We start from the raw sequence: 19,685 nt of genomic DNA on the forward strand, positions 1-19,685 counted from the left end.
ATCGGCTCCGCTAGCACGCAAAGAAAGGGTGGTGTGGGGTTCCGGCGCACCCGGGCGACTGTGGGGGGATCGGCCCGGTCAGCCCAGTCGGGAGGTCAGGACGCGTCCTTGTCCGTAGGACGTCCGAGGGGCTGCGTTGGTGAGTTAGAGGGAATCATGAACGGCGATGCCGCCACAGGGTTTTTACCCAACTTCGTGGGGTTTCCATCCCTGCGTGGGCTCCCCAGCTCATCTGTTCAACCACGGCGCACGCCACGGCGGCCGGAGTGCGCGCCGGGGCACCGGAGCGCCGGAGTGAAGATGCGACAAGCGGGGGCGTGCGACCCGACCCAGGTCCGGACACACGCCCCCGCGCTCCCCCGTGCTCGGATGCGGTTCCCCCTGCTGGAGCTCAGCTGCCCCGTGTCAGCTGCCTCCCCCGCATCCGCCCCCGCCGCCGCAGGACGACCCGCCACCACAGGACGACCCACCGCCGCAGGAGTGCCCGCCACCGCAGGAGTGCCCACCGTGGTGCCCTCCGCTGTGGCCCCCGGAGCTCCCGCCCGACGAACCGCACGTCGAGCCGGCACCCGTCGCGCCTCCGGCCCACCAGCTGTCCCGGTGCGCCCGGGACCGGCCCCCGCGGGGCCCCTTGACCAGCTTGACGCGCTGCTTCTTGTTCGCGGCGGACACGAGAGTCCCGACGAACAGGACCGCGAACACCGCCAGGATGATGCCGATGACCATGGCTCACCCTCCTTCCGTTACCCCCCGAAGCGACCCCCCGTGGGCGCCTCGCCGGTTGCGTGAGCTGGAGATGCCCTTCCGGGTCACGGGCCAAAGCAGAGTTGAGGAACTCCAGAGCTTGGGCGCAGGATGACCGGCATGACCTCCAGCGCGCGCCCCCTGCTCAACCGCCGTCTCGCCGAGTTCGGGACGACGATCTTCGCCGAGATGTCCGCCCTGGCCCTGCGGACCGGCTCGATCAACCTGGGTCAGGGCTTTCCCGACACGGACGGCCCCGAGGAGGTCAGGGAGGCGGCGGTGCGGGCGCTGCGCGACGGACGCGGCAACCAGTACCCGCCGGGTCCGGGCGTCCCCGAGCTGCGCACCGCGGTCGCCGCGCACCAGGAGCGCCGCTACGGCCTGTCCTTCGACCCTGACACCGAGGTCCTGGTCACGGCCGGGGCCACGGAGGCGATCGCCGCCGCCCTGCTGGCGCTCGTGGAGCCGGGTGACGAGGTCGTCGCACTGGAGCCGTACTACGACTCCTACGCGGCCTGTATCGCGATGGCGGGCGGGACCAGGGTCCCGGTCACCCTGCGGCCTCACTTCGACGGGGGTGCCCGCTTCCGCCTGGACCTCGACGAGCTGCGCGCCGCGGTCACCGACCGGACCCGTCTCCTCCTCATCAACACCCCGCACAACCCCACCGGCACGGTCCTCACCCGCGCGGAGCTGACGGCGATCGCCGAACTGGCCGTGGAGCGGGACCTGCTGGTGGTCACGGACGAGGTGTACGAGCACCTGGTCTTCGACGAGGCCGAGCACCTGCCCCTCGCGACCTTCCCGGGGATGCGGGAGCGCACGGTCACGATCGGCTCCGCAGGCAAGACCTTCTCCTTCACCGGCTGGAAGGTCGGCTGGATCACGGCCCCACCCGCCCTGGTCTCGGCGATCCGCTCGGCCAAGCAGTTCCTGACCTACGTCTCCTCCGGCCCCTTCCAGTACGCGGTCGCCGAGGCGCTCGCCCTGCCCGACAGCTACTTCACCGCCTTCCGCGAGGACATGCGGGCCAAGCGGGACCTGCTGGCGAGCGGTCTGGAGGAGGCGGGCTTCACGGTCTTCAAGCCCGCCGGAACGTACTTCATCACCACCGACATCCGCCCCCTCGGCGAGAGCGACGGCTTCGCCTTCTGCCGCGCCCTGCCCGAACGCGCGGGGGTCGTCGCCATCCCGAACGCGGTCTTCTACGACCACCGGGAGGAGGGGGCACCGTTCGTGCGGTTCGCATTCTGCAAGCAGACGGGCGTCCTGACGGACGCTGCAGACCGACTCCGCAAGGCATTCGTACGCTGACCACCGCCCCGGGGCCACTCGTCGGAGGCTGTTCGGTGTCCTTCGGGTGCCACGGGGAGGCGTACACAAGGATCACAGTCGAGCTGACCGGGCTGACCGGGTAGCGGACGCTACTGCCGGTCCGGGTCCTGGCCGCCACCGTGGCCCGGACCGGCGCCGGGCCCGCGGCCGCCGCCAAGGTCGCTTTCCAGTACAAGCGGGCGGGAACCACCACCTGGAAGCCCCAGTCGACCGTCACCGCGGCCAAGAGCCTGACGTGGGCGTCCTCGACCAGCAAGGCTCTGACGTCGCACGTCCGGGCCGTACTTCGCGGGGCCGTCCCGGCGACTTTGGACCAACCGAAAAGTTACCCACAGGCTGTGGACGGGAGCGGCGCTCGCCCCGCTCGCACCGGCGCTGGTGCCGAAAGCGGGAGAGCCCGGCCCCGGCACGCGGCCGTGGTGGCCGGTGCCCTGGCCGGGCTCTCGTTCGCCTACGGCGCGTATCTGGTCGTACTCGCCGATACGCCCTGGTAGCGGGAGGAACGCCTACTCGTCGTCCTCGGGCTTCTCGGCGTCGTTGACCTCCTCCTCGAGGCCGAGCTGCTCGACGAGCCACTTGTCGAACTCGATGGCGGCGCGCACCCAGCTCACGGTCGAGGAGACGAAGTGCTCCAGGCTGACGCCGGTGCCGATGAGCATCTGCGCCTCACCGATCAGACGGACGGTGCCGTCGTCATGGGTGTGGCTGTAGACCTTGGGCCACAGGGTGCGCCGGTTCCAGTCGTCGATGGACTCCAGCAGCGTGGGCTTCTCGTCGATCTGGTGGGGCCGGTCGTAGAACGTCCGCACCGAGAAGACCTGCTGGTCACCCTCGCCGCGGAACATGAAATACGTACGGAACTGCTCCCACGGCGCCGCGAGGTCACCCTCGTCGTCGACGACATACTTCAGCTCCATCTGGTCGAGGAGCTGCTTCACGAGATCCTGATCCGGGACGACGGGGCCCGCCGGTCCTTGGGGCTGCGGCTCGGGCTGGCCCCCGAAGTTCGGAATCGAGGACGGATCGATGGTCACCGTGAATTTCCCTTCGTACGGATTCCGCCATCCTCCCCCATGCGGGGAGGGGGGTGGCAAGCCCAGACGGACCCTGTCCTCCCAGGGCTGACATGATCCGGTCAGCCACGTAGACCACGTGTCGAGGAAACGGGGATGGCATGACACAGACGCCGACCGAAACGATGACGGAACAGGCCGGGACGGGCAGGACCAGATGGGGGGTCCTCCTGGCGATCCTGGCCGTGCCGACGCTGGTGGTGGCGGCCCTGATCGCGCTGCTGGTCGCCTGGCTCTTCACGGACGACTCGGTCGCCGCGGATGTGAAGAAGACCTCGTGCTCCGAGGCGCTGGCCTTCGGCGGGGCGAAGGTGCCGGCGGGGACGCGTGACGCCTGGTGCGGGATCCAGGCCGGCCCTGAACCCCGCTACGAGGCGCGTTTCCTGATGCCGCGCGGCGAGATCGACGCCTGGGTGGCGGCCACCTTCCCGCAGGGGCCGAAACTGCGGACCACGCAGTGCGGCGACGCCCAGGTCGACGCGTGTCTGAGCGCGGGCCCGGTCGCCGGGCGGCCGGCCTCCGTGCAGATCGAGATCACCCACGACAGCCGCAAGTGGTCCGAGGTGCAGTTCGAGGCGTCCGCACCGTGATGACGAGGGGGCGCCGCCGCCCCCTCCTCACCCTGCCCCTCAGAGCGTCTTGCCGGTCGCCGGACCCACGATCAGCCCGTCGCCGAAGGCGTCCACCCGGACCGTGTCGCCGTCCTTGACCTCGCCGGACAGAATCTCCTTGGCGAGCCGGTCGCCGATCGCGGTCTGGACGAGGCGGCGCAGCGGGCGGGCGCCGTAGGCCGGGTCGTTGCCCTCGTCGGCGAGCCAGGCGAGGGCCTCGTCGGTGATCTCCAGGGTGAGCCGGCGCTCGGCGAGCCGCTTCGCGAGCCGGTCGATCTGGAGCCGCGCGATCCGGCCGAGCTCGTCCTTGGTCAGGGCGGAGAAGACGACCAGGTCGTCGAGCCGGTTGAGGAACTCCGGCTTGAAGGAGGCCCGGACCACCTCCAGGACCTGTTCCTTCTTCTCCGTCTCGCTGGTGATCGGGTCGACCAGGAACTGGCTGCCCAGGTTGGACGTCAGCACCAGGATGGTGTTGCGGAAGTCGACCGTACGGCCCTGACCGTCCGTCAGGCGGCCGTCGTCCAGCACCTGGAGCAGGATGTCGAAGACCTCCGGGTGGGCCTTCTCCACCTCGTCGAGCAGCACCACGCTGTACGGCCGCCTGCGCACCGCCTCGGTCAGCTGGCCGCCCTCCTCGTAGCCGACGTAGCCGGGAGGCGCGCCGACGAGCCGGGCGACGGTGTGCTTCTCGCCGTACTCGCTCATGTCGATGCGGACCATGGCCCGCTCGTCGTCGAAGAGGAAGTCGGCGAGCGCCTTGGCGAGTTCGGTCTTGCCGACGCCGGTGGGACCGAGGAAGAGGAAGGAGCCGGTGGGCCGGTCGGGGTCGGCGATCCCGGCCCGGGTGCGCCGTACGGCGTCGGAGACGGCCCGCACGGCCTCGCCCTGGCCGATGAGGCGCTTGCCCAACTCCTCCTCCATGCGCAGGAGTTTCTGCGTCTCGCCCTCCATGAGGCGGCCGGCCGGGATGCCGGTCCAGGCGGCGACGGTGTCGGCGATGTCGTCGGCGCCGACCTCCTCCTTGACCATGGTGTCCTTGGCGGCCTCCTCCTCGGCCTCGGAGGCGGCCTCCAGGTCCCGTTCCAGGGTGGGGATCTCGCCGTAGAGCAGCTTGCTGGCGGTGTCGAAGTCGCCGTCGCGCTGGGCGCGTTCGGCCTGACCGCGCAACTCGTCCAGCTTCTCCTTCAGTTCACCGACCCGGTTGAGGGACTGCTTCTCCTTCTCCCAGCGGGCGGTCAGGCCCCGCAGCTCCTCCTCCTTGTCGGCGAGGTCGCGGCGCAGCCGCTCCAGGCGCTCGCGGGAGGCCGGATCGGTCTCCTTGACCAGGGCGAGCTCCTCCATCTTCAACCGGTCGACCCCGCGCTGGAGTTCGTCGATCTCGACGGGCGAGGAGTCGATCTCCATGCGGAGCCGGGAGGCCGCCTCGTCGACCAGGTCGATGGCCTTGTCGGGCAGGAAGCGGGAGGTGATGTACCGGTCGGAGAGGGCCGCGGCGGCCACCAGCGCGCTGTCGGCGATCTGGACCTTGTGGTGGGCCTCGTAGCGCCCCTTGAGCCCGCGCAGGATGGCGATGGTGTCCTCGACGCTGGGCTCGGCGACCAGCACCTGCTGGAAGCGGCGCTCCAGGGCGGGGTCCTTCTCGATCCGCTCGCGGTACTCGTCGAGGGTCGTCGCACCCACCATCCGCAGCTCACCGCGGGCCAGCATGGGCTTGAGCATGTTGCCGGCGTCCATGGAGGAGTCCCCGCCGGCGCCCGCGCCCACGACCGTGTGCAGCTCGTCGATGAAGGTGATGATCTGCCCGTCGGAGTCCTTGATCTCGGCGAGGACGGTCTTCAGCCGCTCCTCGAACTCACCGCGGTACTTGGCGCCGGCCACCATGGCACTCAGGTCGAGCGACACGAGCCGCTTGTCCTTGAGCGACTCGGGCACGTCCCCCTTGACGATCCGCTGGGCGAGGCCCTCGACGACGGCGGTCTTGCCGACGCCGGGCTCGCCGATGAGGACGGGGTTGTTCTTCGTACGGCGGCTCAGCACCTGCACGACCCGGCGGATCTCCTGGTCGCGGCCGATGACGGGGTCGAGCTTGCCGTCGCGTGCGGCGGCGGTGAAGTCGGTCCCGAACTTCTCCAGGGCCTTGTACTGCCCCTCGGGGTCGGCGGTGGTCACCCTGCGCCCTCCTCTGGCCTTCTGGAAGGCGTCGATCAGCTTCTTCGGGGTGGCGCCCTGCTCGGTCAGCACCTCGGCGGCCGGGCCGCCCTTGGCGGCGATGCCGACGAGCAGGTGCTCGGTGGAGAGGTACTCGTCGCCGAGGTCCTTGGCACGGGCCTGCGCGTCGGCGATGACGGCGAGCAGGTCCCGGTTGGGCTGCGGGGGCGCGACGGTGGACCCGGCCACGCTGGGCAGCGCGCCGAGCACCTTCTCGGCCCCGGCCCGCACGGCGGCCTGGTCGGCGTCCACGGCGGCCAGCAGGTCGGTGATGTTCTCGTTGTCCTGCCGCTGGCCTTGCCCCTGGAGCAGCGCGAGGAGCAGGTGGGCGGGGGTGAGGTCCGGGTGTCCCTCGGTCACGGCCCGGTTGCCGGCCGCGTTGATCGCGTCCCGGCTCCGGTTGGTCAGCTCGGCATCCACGTGTCCGTACTCCTCCTCGGTGTCAGCTCCTGTACCGACTCCTGTTACTGACTCAGCCAGCGTACATAAAGTTGAGTCTATTCCACTCAAGGCAGTCCACGGGAGGGATGAGGGGACTAGCTTTCCCGGCATGACCTCCTACGCCCAGGATCCGGGTGCCCCGGACCCGTCGTTCCTCAGCTTCTGGCGCGAACGGCATCTGTGCACACTGACGACACCACGCCCGGACGGGAGCCCGCACGTGGTGCCCGTCGGGGTGACATACGACCCCGAGGCCCGTCTTGCTCGGGTGATCACGAGCCGGACCAGCGCGAAGGCACGGCACGTGCTGGCGGCCGGAGAGGACGGGGTCGCGGTGGCGGTGTGCCAGGTGGCGGGGCGGCGGTGGGCGACGCTGGAGGGGCGGGCGCGCGTGCGCACCGAGCCGGACCGGGTGGCGGAGGCGGTGCGCCGGTACGCCGAGCGCTACGAGCGGACGCCGGCGCCGAACCCGCTGCGGGTGGTCATCGAGATCTCGCTCACGAGAGCGATGGGGCATTTCTGAGCCACAGCGCGATCGGCCGATACCCCGAAATGTCGCCCAAAACTGCAGCGGCGTCACCGTGTTCAGGTCACGGTGACGCCGCTGCGGGGGGAAGCACCTGAGCGATCTGTTACGACGGGGGAATCGCGTCAGGCACTGCGGGGGGTGGCTGAGATGGTCCGCGGGGTGGGGGTTTCCGGTTCCACCAGCCGATGGTCTCGTTGGTCCAGATTCACAAAGATCATTCCGTACCGGATGGCACATCGAACGGGCTGCGGCGCCCCCCGAGGCCGCCGCAGACACCGATACGCCCGTACGTCCTCGTCCTCGTCCCGCGTGACGACCACCGGTTCGCCGAAGACAGTCACCATCAACGAGTCACCGGAGTGGGGGATCGCGGTGACGAGGTCGATGAAGTGCCAGCCGGAGCGGTAGGCGGTGGCCATTTCTCTGCGGAAGGAGCGGTCGTCGGGTGGAGTAGTCATGTCAGTCCCAGACCGTGTCCGCCGGGAAAGCCTGTGCTTCGTCGCCGGCGACCACGGTTTGCGCGGTCCCGGCCCCACCCACTCCATGAACGTCGCTCTTCGCGCCGGAGAGGCCGGCGAGTGCGCCGAGAGCCACAACGGTGGAGAAGGCGGCGACAAGCACCGAGCGAAGCATTCTGTTACGCATAGTCGGCTTCGTCCTCACTTGAAGGTCCCCTTTTCCCCCGTCGAGTAAGACGATGGCTCATTCGGGCACGTCATGGCCACACGAACGGTGCATCATGTTCCTGCATGTTCAGGACCCTGGGGGGTGGAAATTTGGTATCGAATGGGACAAAGGTGACACATCCCCATGCGGTGACCGAGTTGTGTGAAGAAGGTGGCCGTCTTTACGCCAACGCTCTGCGGACAGGACGCGTCTCCCGAGCGGACACGGAGTCGGTTCCCTGTCTGCTGGACTTCGCCCTTCTGCACCCCGACCCGGACGACGCGAACTGGATGCTTCCGGTTCCGCCTTCGGTCGCGCTCGCCCAGCGTCTCAACCCGCTGGAACACGAGATCACCGAGCGCAGACGCATGTCGATCGAGCTGGCCGACGCCTTCGAACCGTTCATGGCGCTCAGCGCCCAGCAGGTGGCGCCGGCGCACTCGATCACGGTCCTGGAGGGGCTGGACCGGATCAACACGGCGCTCGACCTGGCGACGTCCCAGTGTCAGTCCGAGGTGCTCACGGTCCAGCCGAGCCGAGGCCAGCGTCCCGAGAACCGGCTCATCGAGGGGCTGGAACGGGACAGGACCCTCATCGAGCGGGGCGTCCGGATCCGGACCCTCTACCAGCACGTCGCCCGGTACAGCCCCGAGCGGCTGGCCTACATGGAGCAGTTCGCCGACGGCAAGGTGGAGTACCGCACCATCGACGAGCTGGTGGAGCGGCTCATCATCTGCGACGAGACGGTGGCCTTCATCCCGGTCCGGGACGACCGGCAGGTCGCCCTGGAACTGCGGCACCCGGGTCTGGTCGGCTATCTGGTCAAGGTCTTCGAGTTCATGTGGAGCCGGGCGGTCCCGCTCAGTGCCGGCGCCCCCTACGAGACCGCGCCGGACGGCATCACGGACATCCAGCACTCCATCGCCAAACTCCTCGTCGAGGGGCACGTCGACGAGGCGATCGCCCGCCGCCTGGGCATGAACGTACGCACCTGCCGCGCCCACATCGCCAAGCTGGCGACCGTCCTGGGCAGTGGGAGCCGCGCTCAACTCGGCTTCCTCATCGCGCAGTCGGGGCTCCTCGACCAGAGCAAGCCGGCATCGGAGGGGGACGCCCGTCCGTGACCGGGGCCCACACGCGAGCAGGAGGGGAGTGACCGAGTGAGCACGGTGCCCCATCCCGAGCACGGCGTGGAGAACCTGTGCGCGGCAGGGACGGAGCTGTACGCGCGTGCCCTGCGCGAGGGGTACGTGCCCGGCGCGGACGCCGGGGAAGCGCCCTGTCTGCTCGACTTCGGGCTCCTGCACCCGGCCGTCACGGACCCGGAGCGGCTGGAACCGGTCGCCCCCGCCGTCGCCCTGCACCGCATGCTGCGGATCGCGGAGGAGCGCGTCGCGGACGAACGGCGTCGCGAGGCCCTGCTGGCCGAGACGTTCGAGCCGCTGATGCGGATCGACGGCGGCCGTACGGGCGCCGCCGACTCCTCGTCGATCAGTGTCCTCAGCGGTCTCGACCTGATCAGCCGGGTCATCGGTCAGGCCGTCGCCGCGGGTTCCGAACTGCTGGCCGTCCAGCCGAACACCAGCGACAGACACGCCCAGCAGCCCCCGCCCGTACATGTCGAGGCCTTCGACCGCGACCAGGCCCTGCTCGACCGCGGCGGCCGAATCCGCACCCTCTACCAGCACACCCTCCGGCACGCGCCGAGCATCGTGGCCCGCTACGAACGGCTGAACGGCGATGTGGAGGCCCGCAGCCTGGACGAGGTGACGGAGCGTCTGATCATCGTCGACCGGGCCGTGGCCTTCATCCCCGCCAACAAGGACCGCACCCTCGCCCTGGAGATCCGCCACCCCGCCCTGGTCGCCTTCTTCGTCACCGCCTTCGACCGGCTGTGGCGGCTGGCCACCCCGATGTACCCGGAGGCGGTGCAGCAGCCCGCGCGGGGCGGCATCACCCCCCGCCAACGGGCCATCGCCGCCCTCCTCGTCGAGGGCCACACCGACGCCGTCATCGCCGACCGGCTCGGCATGAACATCCGCACCGCCCGCGTCCACATCGCCAAACTCGCCGCCACCCTCGGCAGCGAGAGCCGCGCCCAGCTCGGCTACCTCATCGGGCAGTCCGGCATTCTCGGCCAGGAGGACACGGGCGAGTGAGCACGGCGGCGGCGGTCCATCGGGAGCACGGCCCGCAGGACCCGTGCCCGGAAGGCGTCGAGCTCTACGCGCGCGCCCTGCGCGAGGGCGGCATCGACAGCCAGGACGCCTCGCCCGTGCCCTGTCTCCTCGACACCGGGCTGCTGCGGCCCGACGCCCGGGACGCCGGCCGGCTGGAAGCCGTACCGCCCGCCCTCGCGCTGCACCGCATGCTCCGCGCCACCACGGACCGCGTGGCGCACGAGCGGTGGCGCGAGGAGCGGCTCGCCGAGGCGTTCGCGCCGCTCCTGCGGATCGACGGGCGCGGCACGGCGGCCGCGGAGAACCCGGCGATCAGGGTCGTGAGCGGGACGGGCCCCATCAACGAGGCCATCACCGAGGCGATGACCGGCGTCGCACGCGAACTGCTGTGCGTGCAGCCCAACGTCCACTACAGCGACAGCCGGGGCGCGGCCGCCCAGGCGGTGGCGATGGACCGGGACCAGGCGCTGCTCGACCGCGGCGCCCGCATCCGCACCCTGTACCAGCACACCCAGCGCCACATGCCGCTGGTCCTCGCCCGTTACGAACAGCTGCGCGGTGACGCCGAGGCCCGCTCCCTGGACGAGGTCACCGACCGGCTCATCGTCGCCGACCGGGACGTGGCGTTCATCCCCGCCGGCGAGGACGGCACCATCGCGCTTGAGGTGCGGCACCCGGCCCTGGTCGAGTTCCTGGCGACCACGTTCTACCGCCTGTGGTGGCAGGCCACGCCCATGTATCCGCAGACCGTCCACCGGCCGAGCCTGAACGGCATCACCCCCCGCGGGCGGGCCATCGCCGCCCTCCTCGTCGAGGGCCACACCGACGCCGTCATCGCCGACCGGCTCGGCATGAACATCCGCACCGCCCGCGTCCACATCGCCAAACTCGCCGCCACCCTCGGCAGCGAGAGCCGCGCCCAGCTCGGCTACCTCATCGGACGGTCCGGGATTCTTGACCGGGGAGCGTGATCGAGGGGACGGCCGTCGGACCGTCCAGGCCCACCTGCGCTATCCGGACGCCCAGTTGCGTACGACTGGCCGCCCCGAGCGTCTCCGAAAGCCGCGCGATGTGGGCCCGGCAGGTGCGCACGCTGATCCCCAGCCGTTCCGCGATCACCGCGTCCTGGTGGCCCTCGGCCAGCAGGGCGGCGATGGACTGCTCGCGGTGGGAGATGCCCTCGATGCCGGTGTCGGGCAGGGGGGCGGTGAGGGGGATCGCCAGGCGCCACAGCCGCTCGAAGACCGTCACCAGGTACTCCACCAGCGCCGGGTGCCGTAGTTCCAGGGCGAGGGTGCGGTCGGCGTTGGCGGGGATGAAGGCCACCGTGCGGTCGAAGAGGATCAGCCGGTCGATGACCTCGTCCAGTGTCCGCGCCTGGACCGTGCCGCCCATCAACTCCAGGTAGTTCAGGAGCCCTTGGCCGTGCCGGGCGACATGCGTGTACAGGTCCCGCATCCGCACGCCCCGGCCGCGCAGCGCCAGCGCCCGGTGCAGACCCTCCGTCAGCTCGTGCTCGGGACGGATGCCGCCGGGCTGGACCGTGAGGACCTCCGTCGTGCACGCCTCGGTCGCCTCGTCCATCGCGGCCTGGATCCGGGAGAGGCCGTCGAGGACCCGGATCGCGGTCCCCTCACCGGCGCCCGGCACGACGCTGGGCCCGAGTCCCGCGTAACGCTCCACCGCCGCGACCGCCGCCCCCACCCGCCGCTGGCTCGCGCTGACCTCGTCGTGGACACCGCGCAGCAGCCGGGTCATGACCTCCTGCGGTGCCGTCGGCACCAGCCAGTCCATGTCGTCGGGGTCCGGGTGCAGCAGGGCCAGTTCCAGCAGACAGGGCACCGGCTCGGCGTCGGCGCGCGGCACACGGCCGCGCCGTACGGCCCGGGAGTACACCCGGTCCCCGGCCTCGCACAGCCGGTCAGCACCGTGTGGATGGTCGTCCGCCCCGAGCCCGGCCATTGCCCATCCCACCCCCGGTTCCAGCGTCTACCGCCCTCTTGTCCTGTTCCCCATCGGAGCGTCGAAGCCCCCTCGGCTCCGCAACTATGCGCGGCCCGGACCGGCTCCGCAACACGGCTCCCCGGGCCCAGGGCGGAGAAAACGACCGGTATTGACCGTTACCTACGGCCCTCCACCCGCCCGTCTGCAAGAAGCTGATGGTGGTGCGGCCACCCTCACGAGTGCATCGTGAAGCTCCTTTCCCCACGGACGGAACCATCCGCTCCGCGCGTCAACTCCCGGAAACCCCACGGTGATCACTCCGTTACCCGCCGCACTTAACGTCAGGCCATGGCGGACATATTTGACGCGTACGCGCTGGCCGACGCGTGGGACGAGATGTTCGAGCGGCCGGGTGAGGTCAGGACCGCCTACGAGCCGGTGCTGGCGGCGCTTCAGCCGATCGAGCCGGGTGAACTGCGGTTCCGGGCCGACCAGATGGCCCGCGCCTTCACCGACCGGGGCGTGACCTACGCCTTCGCGGGCGAGGAACGGCCCTGGCCGCTGGACCTGGTGCCCAGGATCCTGGACGCCCTCGAATGGGATCTCATACAACGCGGGGTGGGCCAGAGAGTCAGGGCCCTGGAGGCCTACCTCGCCGACGCCTACGGACCGGCCCGTGCCTTCGAGGACGGGGTCGTGCCCTGGCGACTGCTGCTGAACTCCCCGCACTTCCACCGCGCCGCGCACGGGCTCGAACCCGTGGGCGGTGTGCGCATCCATGTCGCCGGCATCGACCTCGTACGGGACGAACAAGGCGACTTCCGGGTCCTGGAGGACAACGTCCGGGTGCCCAGCGGCGTGTCGTACGTGATCGAGAACCGGCGCGCCATGACCCGGGTCTTCCCCTCCCTCTTCGCCGAGCAGCACGTGCTTCCTGTCGACGGTTACGCGCAGAAGCTGCTCGCCGCCCTGCGCGCCGCCGCGCCCGACGGCGTCCAGGACCCCCGGGTCGTGGTCCTCACCCCCGGCCCCAGCAACGCCGCCTACTTCGAACACGCCCTGCTCGCGCGGCTGATGGGCGTGCAACTGGTCGAGGGGCACGATCTGGTGTGCCGGGGCAACCGGGTGTGGATGCGCACGACCCGCGGAGAGGTGCCCGTCCATGTCGTATACCGGCGCCTGGACGACGACTTCCTCGACCCGCTCCACTTCCGCCCCGACTCGGTGATCGGCTGCCCGGGCATCCTCGGCGCGGCCATGGCGGGTCACGTCACCCTCGCCAACGCGGTCGGCAACGGCATCGCGGACGACAAGCTGCTGTACACCTACGTCCCGGACCTGATCCGCTACTACCTCTCCGAAGAACCGATTCTCCCCAACGTGGAGTCGTTCCGGCCCGACGAACCCGGGCAACTGGAAGCCGTCCTCGACCAGATCGACCAGCTCGTCGTGAAACCCGTCGACGGGGCCGGCGGCCAGGGCATCGTCATCGGACCCAAGGCCGACCGCGAGACGCTGGAGCGGACCCGCGAGGCCGTCCGCAGGGACCCCCGAGGCTTCATCGCCCAGCGCCCGGTCGCCCTGTCCACCTCTCCCACCCTCACGGGCGAACGCATGGCACCCCGCCACATCGACCTGCGCCCCTTCGCCGTCAACGACGGCAACGACATCTGGGTCCTGCCCGGCGGCCTGACCCGGGTGGCCCTCCAGGAGGGCAACCTGATCGTCAACTCCAGCCAGGGCGGCGGCTCCAAGGACACCTGGGTGCTCGCCGAGGGCCCCGCGGAGCCGCCCACGCCGGCGAACGGGACCGCCCTCCTGGACATCGCCCCACGTCAGCACGGTCCCGACGGCAACCCCACCGTCGTACAGGAAGGGGCCCAGCAGTGAACGACGTGATCCTCTCCCGGATAGCCGAGGCACTGACCTGGACCGGCCGGTACGTCGAACGGGCGGACAACACCGGCCGGATCCTCGACGCCTACCTCCACCGGATGCTGGAGGACCCGTGGCGCGACGAGGACATGGCCTGCCGGTCGCTGTACGCGATCCTCGGCGTCGACGCGGGCGGCACCCGGGTCGACATGCAGCAGGTCCTCGACCAGCTCGCCTTCGACGCCCGCTCGACCTGCTCCATCGAGGGAGCGCTCGGTGCCGCCCGGCTGAACGCCCGCAGCGCGCGTGAGGCCGTCTCCTCGGAGATGTGGGAGTGCCTGAACTCCACCTGGCACGCCCTGGCCGACCAGCGGCTCGCGGCCCGCCGTACGGGCCCCTACGCCTATCTGGAACTCGTACGGCGGCGCGCGGCCCTCTTCTTCGGGCTCGCCGACTCCACCATGAGCCGCGACGACAGCTGGCGTTTCGTGGTGCTGGGCCGGAGTCTGGAGCGGGTGGACATGACGGTGCGGCTGCTGTCGGTCCGGGTCCTGGACGCGGCACACGCGCCCGACTGGCCCACCCTGCTGAGCGCTTCGGGCGCCGACGAGGCGTACGCGCGGGTGTACGGCGGTTTCGGCGACACCCCGCGCGTGGCCGAGTTCCTGCTCCTCGACCGCGACTTCCCGCGCTCCGCGCTGCACGCCCTGACGACGGCCGAGGAGTGCCTGACCGCGCTCGGCCGGCCGCGCCAGGATCCCGCGCGCCGCCCCATCGGCCGGATGCGCACCCGTCTCGAATATCTCGACCTGCAGGCCCTGGAGGAGCAACTGCCGCTGCTTCTGAGGGACTTGCAGACCGCGTGCATGGCCTCCGCGGAGGCGGTGGCGGAGCGGTTCTTCCCGTACCAGGGGCCCGTCGAGTGGGCCCAGGAAGGAGCGTGAGCATGACCAGCCGCCTCCGGATCAAGCACGTCACGAAGGTCTCGTACGCCCAGCCCGTGGTTTCGTCCCACAACGAGGTCCGCATGACCCCGTTGACCCTGCCCGCCCAGACCACCCTGGACTCCCGGGTCACCGTCAACCCGACCACGCCCACCTGGTCGTACTGGGACTACTGGGGCACCCAGGTCACCGGCTTCGACCTCATGGACCCGCACGGCCATCTCAGCATCACGGCCTCCAGCCTGGTCGAGACCCACCCGGCGGGACCGCTCCCCGCACCACCCACCTGGGCCGAGCTCGGCCGGCAGACCGCGGACTCCCGCCTGCTGGAGTTCCTCGACTCCACCGTGCGTACGACCGTTCCCGCCGGACTGGTGGAGAAGGCACGGGAGACCTCGGCCGGACTCGACATCCACGCGACGGCGGTCGCCGTGTCCGCCCTCGTCGCCGACCGGGTCTCCTACCTGCCCGGCACCACGGGCGTGAACACCTCCGCCGCCGAGGCCTGGGAGCAGGGCGCCGGTGTCTGCCAGGACATCGCCCATGTCACCCTCGCGCTGCTGCGGGGCGTGGGCCTGCCGACTCGATACGTCTCCGGCTATCTGCATCCCGAGCGGGACGCGGAGCTGCACCGGCCGGTGGCGGGACAGAGCCACGCCTGGGTCGAGTACTGGGCGGGCGAGTGGTGCGGCTACGACCCCACCAACAGGGTCCGGGCCGACGAGTCCCATGTGGTGGTGGGCCGGGGCCGGGACTACGACGACGTGACCCCGCACAAGGGGATCTACCGGGGTGTGGCGGGAGGGCCGCCGGAGGTGACCGTGGAGTTCACGCGAGTGGCGTGAACGGCGAAGAGGGGGCCGCGGGGGGAATCCCCCACGGCCCCCTCCGCACGGCTACTTCAGGCCCGCCGCCTGGCAGGCGCCCTGGTACTGCGAGGTGCAGATGTCCTTGACGGAGTAGATGCCGTCCTTGACGACCGTGCTCTTGATGTTGTCCCTCGTCAGCGCGACGACCTGGACGAGCTGGGCCGGGATGTCCTTGTTCGTGGGGCTGTCGACGCTGTCCGTGGCGAGGGCGTCGAACTGGATGCCCTTGCCCTGGATCTTCGTCACGGCCATCTCCGCGGCGGCCTCGGCCTCGTCCGGGTACGGCTTGTAGACACTCATGTACTGCTCGCCCGCGACGATCCGCTGCACCGCGGCCAGCTCCGCGTCCTGGCCCGTGATCGGCGGGAGCTTGCTCATGCCGGCGTCCTCCATCGCCTGGATGGCGGCACCGGCCATGGCGTCGTTGGCGGAGTACACGGCCTTGATGTTGCCCTTGCCGATCGCGCTGATCGCCTCGGCCATGTTCTTCTGCGCGATCTCCGGCTTCCAGCCGTCGACGTCGTAGGTCTTGGCGATCGTCACCTTGCCGCTGAGCTCGGACATCGCGCCCGCCTTGAACTGCCCGGCGTTCGGGTCGGACGGCGAGCCGTTGATCATCACGATCTTGTCCGAGGTGTCGATGCCCGAGCCGAGCGCCTCCAGGAGGGAGCGGCCCTGCACCTCGCCGACGAGCTCGTTGTCGAAGGAGACGTACCCGTCGATCGGGCCTTCGGCGAGCCGGTCGTAGGCGATGACCGGGATGCCCGCGTCCTTGGCCTTCTCCACCATGCCGGCGATGGCGTGCGAGTCCACGGCGTCCAGCAGGAGGACGTCGACCTTCCGGTCGATCATCTGCTGCATCTGCGTGGCCTGCTTCTTGGCGTTGGCCTCGCCGTTGGCGTAGACGGTCTTGCCCTGCTTGCCGGTGAGCTGGGCGACCTTCTTCTGGATGATCGGGTAGTCGAACTCCTCGTAGCGGGTGTTCGTCTTCTCCGGCATCAGCACACCCACGGTGATGTCGTTGCCCTTGGTCGGACTCGCCTCGCTCCCGCTCGCGGCGCCGAGCGCGCCGCAGGCGGCCAGCGAGAAGGTCATCGTGGACGCGGCCACGGCTATGGCGATACGACGCATGGGGCTGCTCACTTCTGGTGCTTTCCGGACGCGGGCGCGGCATTGCGGCCCATGTGACTGAAAAGCCAACGCGGGGCCGCCCGCCGACGTCAAGCGGAATCACTTAACGAGTGCGCAACGCCACTCTCCGCCGACGGTGTGAAGACTTGGCGCGAACACTAGTACAACCAACTTCACACCTCGCGAGTCGTGATCACAGCAGCGGCACAACTGCTGTTCCTTACTCGACCAGAGGACCGAATGAAGTCAGCCAGACGGACGACAGCCACCGCCGTCGTTCTCGCCACCGCGGGCACCCTCTTCACTGTCGCCGCGACCCCCGCCTCCGCGGCCGTGAACTGCGCGTCTCCCGTGTTCAAGCGGCAGTTCTACGCGAACACGAGCCTGTCCGGCACCCCGAAGAAGACCGACTGCGACGACGCGATCGACCAGTCCTGGAGCGGCGCCCCCGTCACCGGCCTCCCGAAGGACAACTTCGGCGCCCGCTGGACCGTGACCCGCGACTTCGGCTCCGGCGGCCCCTTCGCACTCAACGCCACCGGCCTGGACGGCATCCGCGTCTACCTCGACGGCGTCCGCAAGATCGACCTCTGGAAGAACGTCTCCACCACGGTCGCGAAGACCGCCAACGTCACCGTCCCGTCCGGGACACACACCCTGCGCATCGACTACGCCAGCTGGACCGGCGCCGCCAAGGTCAAGTTCACCTACACCCCGCGCACCTCCGCCGACGTCGACAAGGTCAAGCCCCTCACCCCGACCGGCACTTCCGTCACGTACGACAAGAGCACCCGCAAGGCCAAGGTCACCTGGGCGAAGAACAAGGAGATGGACCTCGCCGGGTACCAGGTCTACCGGCGGCTCAAGGGCACGTCGTACGGCACCAAGCCGCTCACGACGACCACCTCGACCTCGTACACGGACACCCCGCCGCCCACCGGCGCCACGTACTACTACGAGGTCCGCGCCCGCGACAAGGCCGGCAACACCTCGGGCGGCACCGCCGACCAGCCCGTCACCACCGTGGACACGACTCCGCCCTCGGCGCCGTTCCTGGAGATGGACGTGTGCCCGGACGACCAGCCCTTCGCGGCTCCGGAGCTCGTCACCACCGCGGAGAACCGGGCCGACATCGCCTGGTACGAGCTCCAGCGGCTCGACCCGGCCACGAACGCCTGGGCCACCGTGTACGCCGGAGCGAAGGGCGCGATCTGCGACACGGGGCAGCCCGCCGACGGCAGCAAGGTCACCTATCGGGGCCGGGCCCGGGACGCCGTCGGCAACTGGTCCGCGTACTCGGCCGCCACCACCTTCACCACCTTCGACATGACCCCGCCGGCGACCGCCGCCGACGCCCGGGTCGAGTACCGCGCGGGCGTGCCGCACCTGGTCTGGACGGCCGTGCACGGGGCGGCCTCGTACCAGGTCCTCCAGTACGACCCGGCGACCGGCGGCTGGCTCGACGCGCTGCCCGGCGCGGCCGGCACCACCACGCGGACCGACGTCGTGCCGCGCCAACTGGCCGCCGTCGCCGCCTCCTACCGGTACGCGGTGCGCGCCCAGGACACGAAGGGCAACGCCTCCGCTCCGGTGGAGACCACCCTGGACATGGCGGACCGACCGGAGGCGATCGCCCCGTACGAGACCACCGCGACCCGCTCCGCCGGGGGCGTGTACGTCTCCTGGGCCAGCGCCGACCCGTGGGCCCACGACAGCGCCCCGCTGCTCACCTACCGGATCGAGCGGACCGACCCGGCGACCGGCGAGACCGTCGTCGTGGACAAGTGCGGGCCGGACAGCGCGGATCCGTCGGTGGACTGGTGGTGGGCGGGTGACGACGCGCCCTCCTACGCCGGGCGCAAGGTCCTGCGCGGCACCTGCCAGGACGTCTCCGGAGCCTCCGAGACGACGTACGAGTACCGGGTCGTCACCGTCGACCCGTACGGACACGCCTCTCGGCCCGGGCCGGCGGCCACCGCGACCACCCCGGACACCAAGCGTCCGGACCCGGTGCAGAACCTGACCGCCGAGCAGGTCCCGCTCGGTGTACACCTGACCTGGACCCCGCCCGCCGACGACGACGTCTTCACGTACTACGTGTGGCAGGGCGTCACCGACCCGGAGTCCGGCGAGACGGTCTGGAAGCGGAACTGCTGGAGGGGGGAGTCCCTTGCCGAGACCGAGATCCTCTGCCCGACCGTCGCGGACGGCGCGACCCACGTCTACCGGGTGGCCGCCGTCGACGCCCTGTGGGACGAGGGGCCGGACTTCTTCCACACGGCCGACGTCTCCGTGACCCTGCCCGACACCCGGCCGCCCGGCTGGACCGGCACCGAGATCGTCGAGGACAGCTACCCGGACCTGTCCGTCGGCTGCTCCGAGAGCTCCGGCCTCGGGGACTGCGCCAGGTTCACGCGCTACCGCGTGGAGCGCTGGGACCCGGCGACGAGTGCCTATGTCACGCTGACCGAGGGGGCGACGGGCGACGCCCACTCCTTCATGGACCAGACCGTCCACGAGGACCGGCTGGCCCTGTACTACTACCGCGTCGTCCTCCTGGACTCCGAGGGCGCCGAGACGGTGGCCCGGGCCGCGGCGTACGGCATCTGGGAGTACGAGTTCTGACCCGCGGCAACGGGAAGGGGCCCGGAGAGATCTCCGGGCCCCTTCCTTCGGCTGCCGCCTAGTCCTTGGCCTTCTTCGGCCGCCACACCACCAGCGCGCTGGTCTGCTGGACCTCCTGGTACGGCACCAGGTCACGGCGGTACGACGCGTGCACCGCCGCCTCGCGCTGCTGGATGGCGGCCGCGGCGCCCTCGACGGCCGCCTGGAGCTCGGCCACCCGGGACTGCAGCGCCGCGACCTGGTTCTCCAGCTCGATGATGCGCTTGATGCCGGCGAGGTTGATGCCCTCGTCCTGCGACAACTGCTGGACGGTGCGCAGCAGTTCGATGTCCCGGGCCGAGTAGCGCCGGCCCCGGCCCGCGGTGCGGTCCGGGGACACCAGGCCCAGGCGGTCGTACTGACGCAGCGTCTGCGGGTGCAGGCCGGAGAGCTGGGCCGCCACCGAAATCACGTAGACCGGGGTTTCCTCGGTCAGTTCATACGGGTTCCGTCGACGACCGTCCATCTCCG

The 19,685-nt window shown here is 70.4% G+C and carries 18 protein-coding genes; 11 read left to right on the plus strand and 7 right to left on the minus strand.

The annotated features are described in order from the left end of the window. Positions 1-405: 405 nt before the first annotated feature. Positions 406-726 carry a hypothetical protein gene (locus tag H293_RS0117980; protein WP_020119253.1) on the minus strand — a complete coding sequence of 107 codons (321 nt, stop codon included), beginning with the start codon at positions 724-726 and terminating at the stop codon, positions 406-408. Between the two features lie 129 nt (positions 727-855). Here H293_RS0117980 and H293_RS0117985 point away from each other — a divergent pair, with 129 nt between their 5' ends. Next, entirely contained in the window at positions 856-2,058 is a 1,203-nt protein-coding gene (locus H293_RS0117985; protein ID WP_020119254.1) for a pyridoxal phosphate-dependent aminotransferase, read from the plus strand. A 140-nt stretch (positions 2,059-2,198) separates the two neighbouring features. Next, positions 2,199-2,573: a hypothetical protein gene (locus H293_RS0117990; RefSeq protein ID WP_020119255.1), complete on the plus strand. Its 375-nt coding sequence runs from the start codon at positions 2,199-2,201 to the stop codon at positions 2,571-2,573. Between the two features lie 12 nt (positions 2,574-2,585). Here H293_RS0117990 and H293_RS0117995 read toward each other — a convergent pair whose 3' ends face one another. Then, positions 2,586-3,113 carry a YbjN domain-containing protein gene (locus tag H293_RS0117995; RefSeq protein ID WP_020119256.1) on the minus strand — a complete coding sequence of 176 codons (528 nt, stop codon included), beginning with the start codon at positions 3,111-3,113 and terminating at the stop codon, positions 2,586-2,588. A 140-nt stretch (positions 3,114-3,253) separates the two neighbouring features. Here H293_RS0117995 and H293_RS0118000 point away from each other — a divergent pair, with 140 nt between their 5' ends. After that, entirely contained in the window at positions 3,254-3,742 is a 489-nt protein-coding gene (locus H293_RS0118000) for a hypothetical protein (RefSeq protein WP_020119257.1), read from the plus strand. Between the two features lie 39 nt (positions 3,743-3,781). On the opposite strand, the gene clpB is transcribed toward H293_RS0118000, so the two are convergent. Continuing rightward, positions 3,782-6,391, minus strand: a complete 2,610-nt coding sequence (gene clpB, locus H293_RS0118005; RefSeq protein WP_020119258.1) for an ATP-dependent chaperone ClpB — start codon at positions 6,389-6,391, stop codon at positions 3,782-3,784. Between the two features lie 130 nt (positions 6,392-6,521). Here clpB and H293_RS0118010 point away from each other — a divergent pair, with 130 nt between their 5' ends. Next, positions 6,522-6,935, plus strand: coding sequence for a pyridoxamine 5'-phosphate oxidase family protein (locus tag H293_RS0118010; protein WP_020119259.1), 414 nt, complete (start codon positions 6,522-6,524; stop codon positions 6,933-6,935). Positions 6,936-7,063: 128 nt separating this feature from the next. On the opposite strand, the gene H293_RS0118015 is transcribed toward H293_RS0118010, so the two are convergent. Continuing rightward, positions 7,064-7,399: a Rieske (2Fe-2S) protein gene (locus H293_RS0118015; protein WP_028807949.1), complete on the minus strand. Its 336-nt coding sequence runs from the start codon at positions 7,397-7,399 to the stop codon at positions 7,064-7,066. A gap of 291 nt (positions 7,400-7,690) precedes the next feature. On the opposite strand from H293_RS0118015, the gene H293_RS0118025 reads away from it, so the two are divergent. The 3 genes from H293_RS0118025 to H293_RS0118035 are packed head-to-tail and all read left to right on the plus strand — an operon-like array spanning position 7,691 to position 10,758. Next, positions 7,691-8,731 (plus strand): helix-turn-helix transcriptional regulator, encoded by a 1,041-nt coding sequence (locus tag H293_RS0118025; protein WP_397895345.1) that lies wholly within the window; start codon positions 7,691-7,693, stop codon positions 8,729-8,731. A gap of 36 nt (positions 8,732-8,767) precedes the next feature. Then, complete coding sequence (locus H293_RS0118030) at positions 8,768-9,766, plus strand: helix-turn-helix transcriptional regulator (RefSeq protein WP_020119263.1); 999 nt, start codon at positions 8,768-8,770, stop codon at positions 9,764-9,766. Further along, on the plus strand, positions 9,763-10,758 hold the full coding sequence (locus tag H293_RS0118035) for a helix-turn-helix transcriptional regulator (RefSeq protein ID WP_020119264.1): 996 nt from the start codon (positions 9,763-9,765) through the stop codon (positions 10,756-10,758). Before H293_RS0118030 ends, H293_RS0118035 begins: the two co-directional genes overlap by 4 nt. On the opposite strand, the gene H293_RS0118040 is transcribed toward H293_RS0118035, so the two are convergent. Beyond that, positions 10,721-11,749 carry a helix-turn-helix transcriptional regulator gene (locus H293_RS0118040; RefSeq protein WP_020119265.1) on the minus strand — a complete coding sequence of 343 codons (1,029 nt, stop codon included), beginning with the start codon at positions 11,747-11,749 and terminating at the stop codon, positions 10,721-10,723. The two genes, H293_RS0118035 and H293_RS0118040, sit on opposite strands and share 38 nt — an antisense overlap. Positions 11,750-12,079: 330 nt before the next feature. Between H293_RS0118040 and H293_RS0118045 the strand changes: the two genes are divergently transcribed. The 3 genes from H293_RS0118045 to H293_RS0118055 are packed head-to-tail and all read left to right on the plus strand — an operon-like array spanning position 12,080 to position 15,395. After that, positions 12,080-13,621, plus strand: a complete 1,542-nt coding sequence (locus tag H293_RS0118045; RefSeq protein WP_020119266.1) for a circularly permuted type 2 ATP-grasp protein — start codon at positions 12,080-12,082, stop codon at positions 13,619-13,621. After that, complete coding sequence (locus tag H293_RS0118050; RefSeq protein WP_020119267.1) at positions 13,618-14,550, plus strand: alpha-E domain-containing protein; 933 nt, start codon at positions 13,618-13,620, stop codon at positions 14,548-14,550. The genes H293_RS0118045 and H293_RS0118050 overlap by 4 nt, the downstream gene beginning before the upstream one ends. A gap of 2 nt (positions 14,551-14,552) precedes the next feature. Further along, the gene (locus H293_RS0118055) at positions 14,553-15,395 is read left to right on the plus strand and encodes a transglutaminase family protein (RefSeq protein WP_020119268.1); all 843 of its coding nucleotides are present in this window, start codon (positions 14,553-14,555) and stop codon (positions 15,393-15,395) included. Between the two features lie 51 nt (positions 15,396-15,446). On the opposite strand, the gene H293_RS0118060 is transcribed toward H293_RS0118055, so the two are convergent. After that, complete coding sequence (locus H293_RS0118060) at positions 15,447-16,550, minus strand: sugar ABC transporter substrate-binding protein (RefSeq protein ID WP_020119269.1); 1,104 nt, start codon at positions 16,548-16,550, stop codon at positions 15,447-15,449. A 240-nt stretch (positions 16,551-16,790) separates the two neighbouring features. Here H293_RS0118060 and H293_RS0118065 point away from each other — a divergent pair, with 240 nt between their 5' ends. Then, on the plus strand, positions 16,791-19,175 hold the full coding sequence (locus H293_RS0118065; RefSeq protein WP_020119270.1) for a PA14 domain-containing protein: 2,385 nt from the start codon (positions 16,791-16,793) through the stop codon (positions 19,173-19,175). Between the two features lie 58 nt (positions 19,176-19,233). On the opposite strand, the gene H293_RS0118070 is transcribed toward H293_RS0118065, so the two are convergent. Next, positions 19,234-19,680 (minus strand): heat shock protein transcriptional repressor HspR, encoded by a 447-nt coding sequence (locus tag H293_RS0118070; protein ID WP_028807951.1) that lies wholly within the window; start codon positions 19,678-19,680, stop codon positions 19,234-19,236. Positions 19,681-19,685: the final 5 nt, after the last annotated feature.

It is taken from the genome of Streptomyces canus 299MFChir4.1, from assembly GCF_000383615.1.
GTDB lineage: Bacteria > Actinomycetota > Actinomycetes > Streptomycetales > Streptomycetaceae > Streptomyces > Streptomyces canus_C.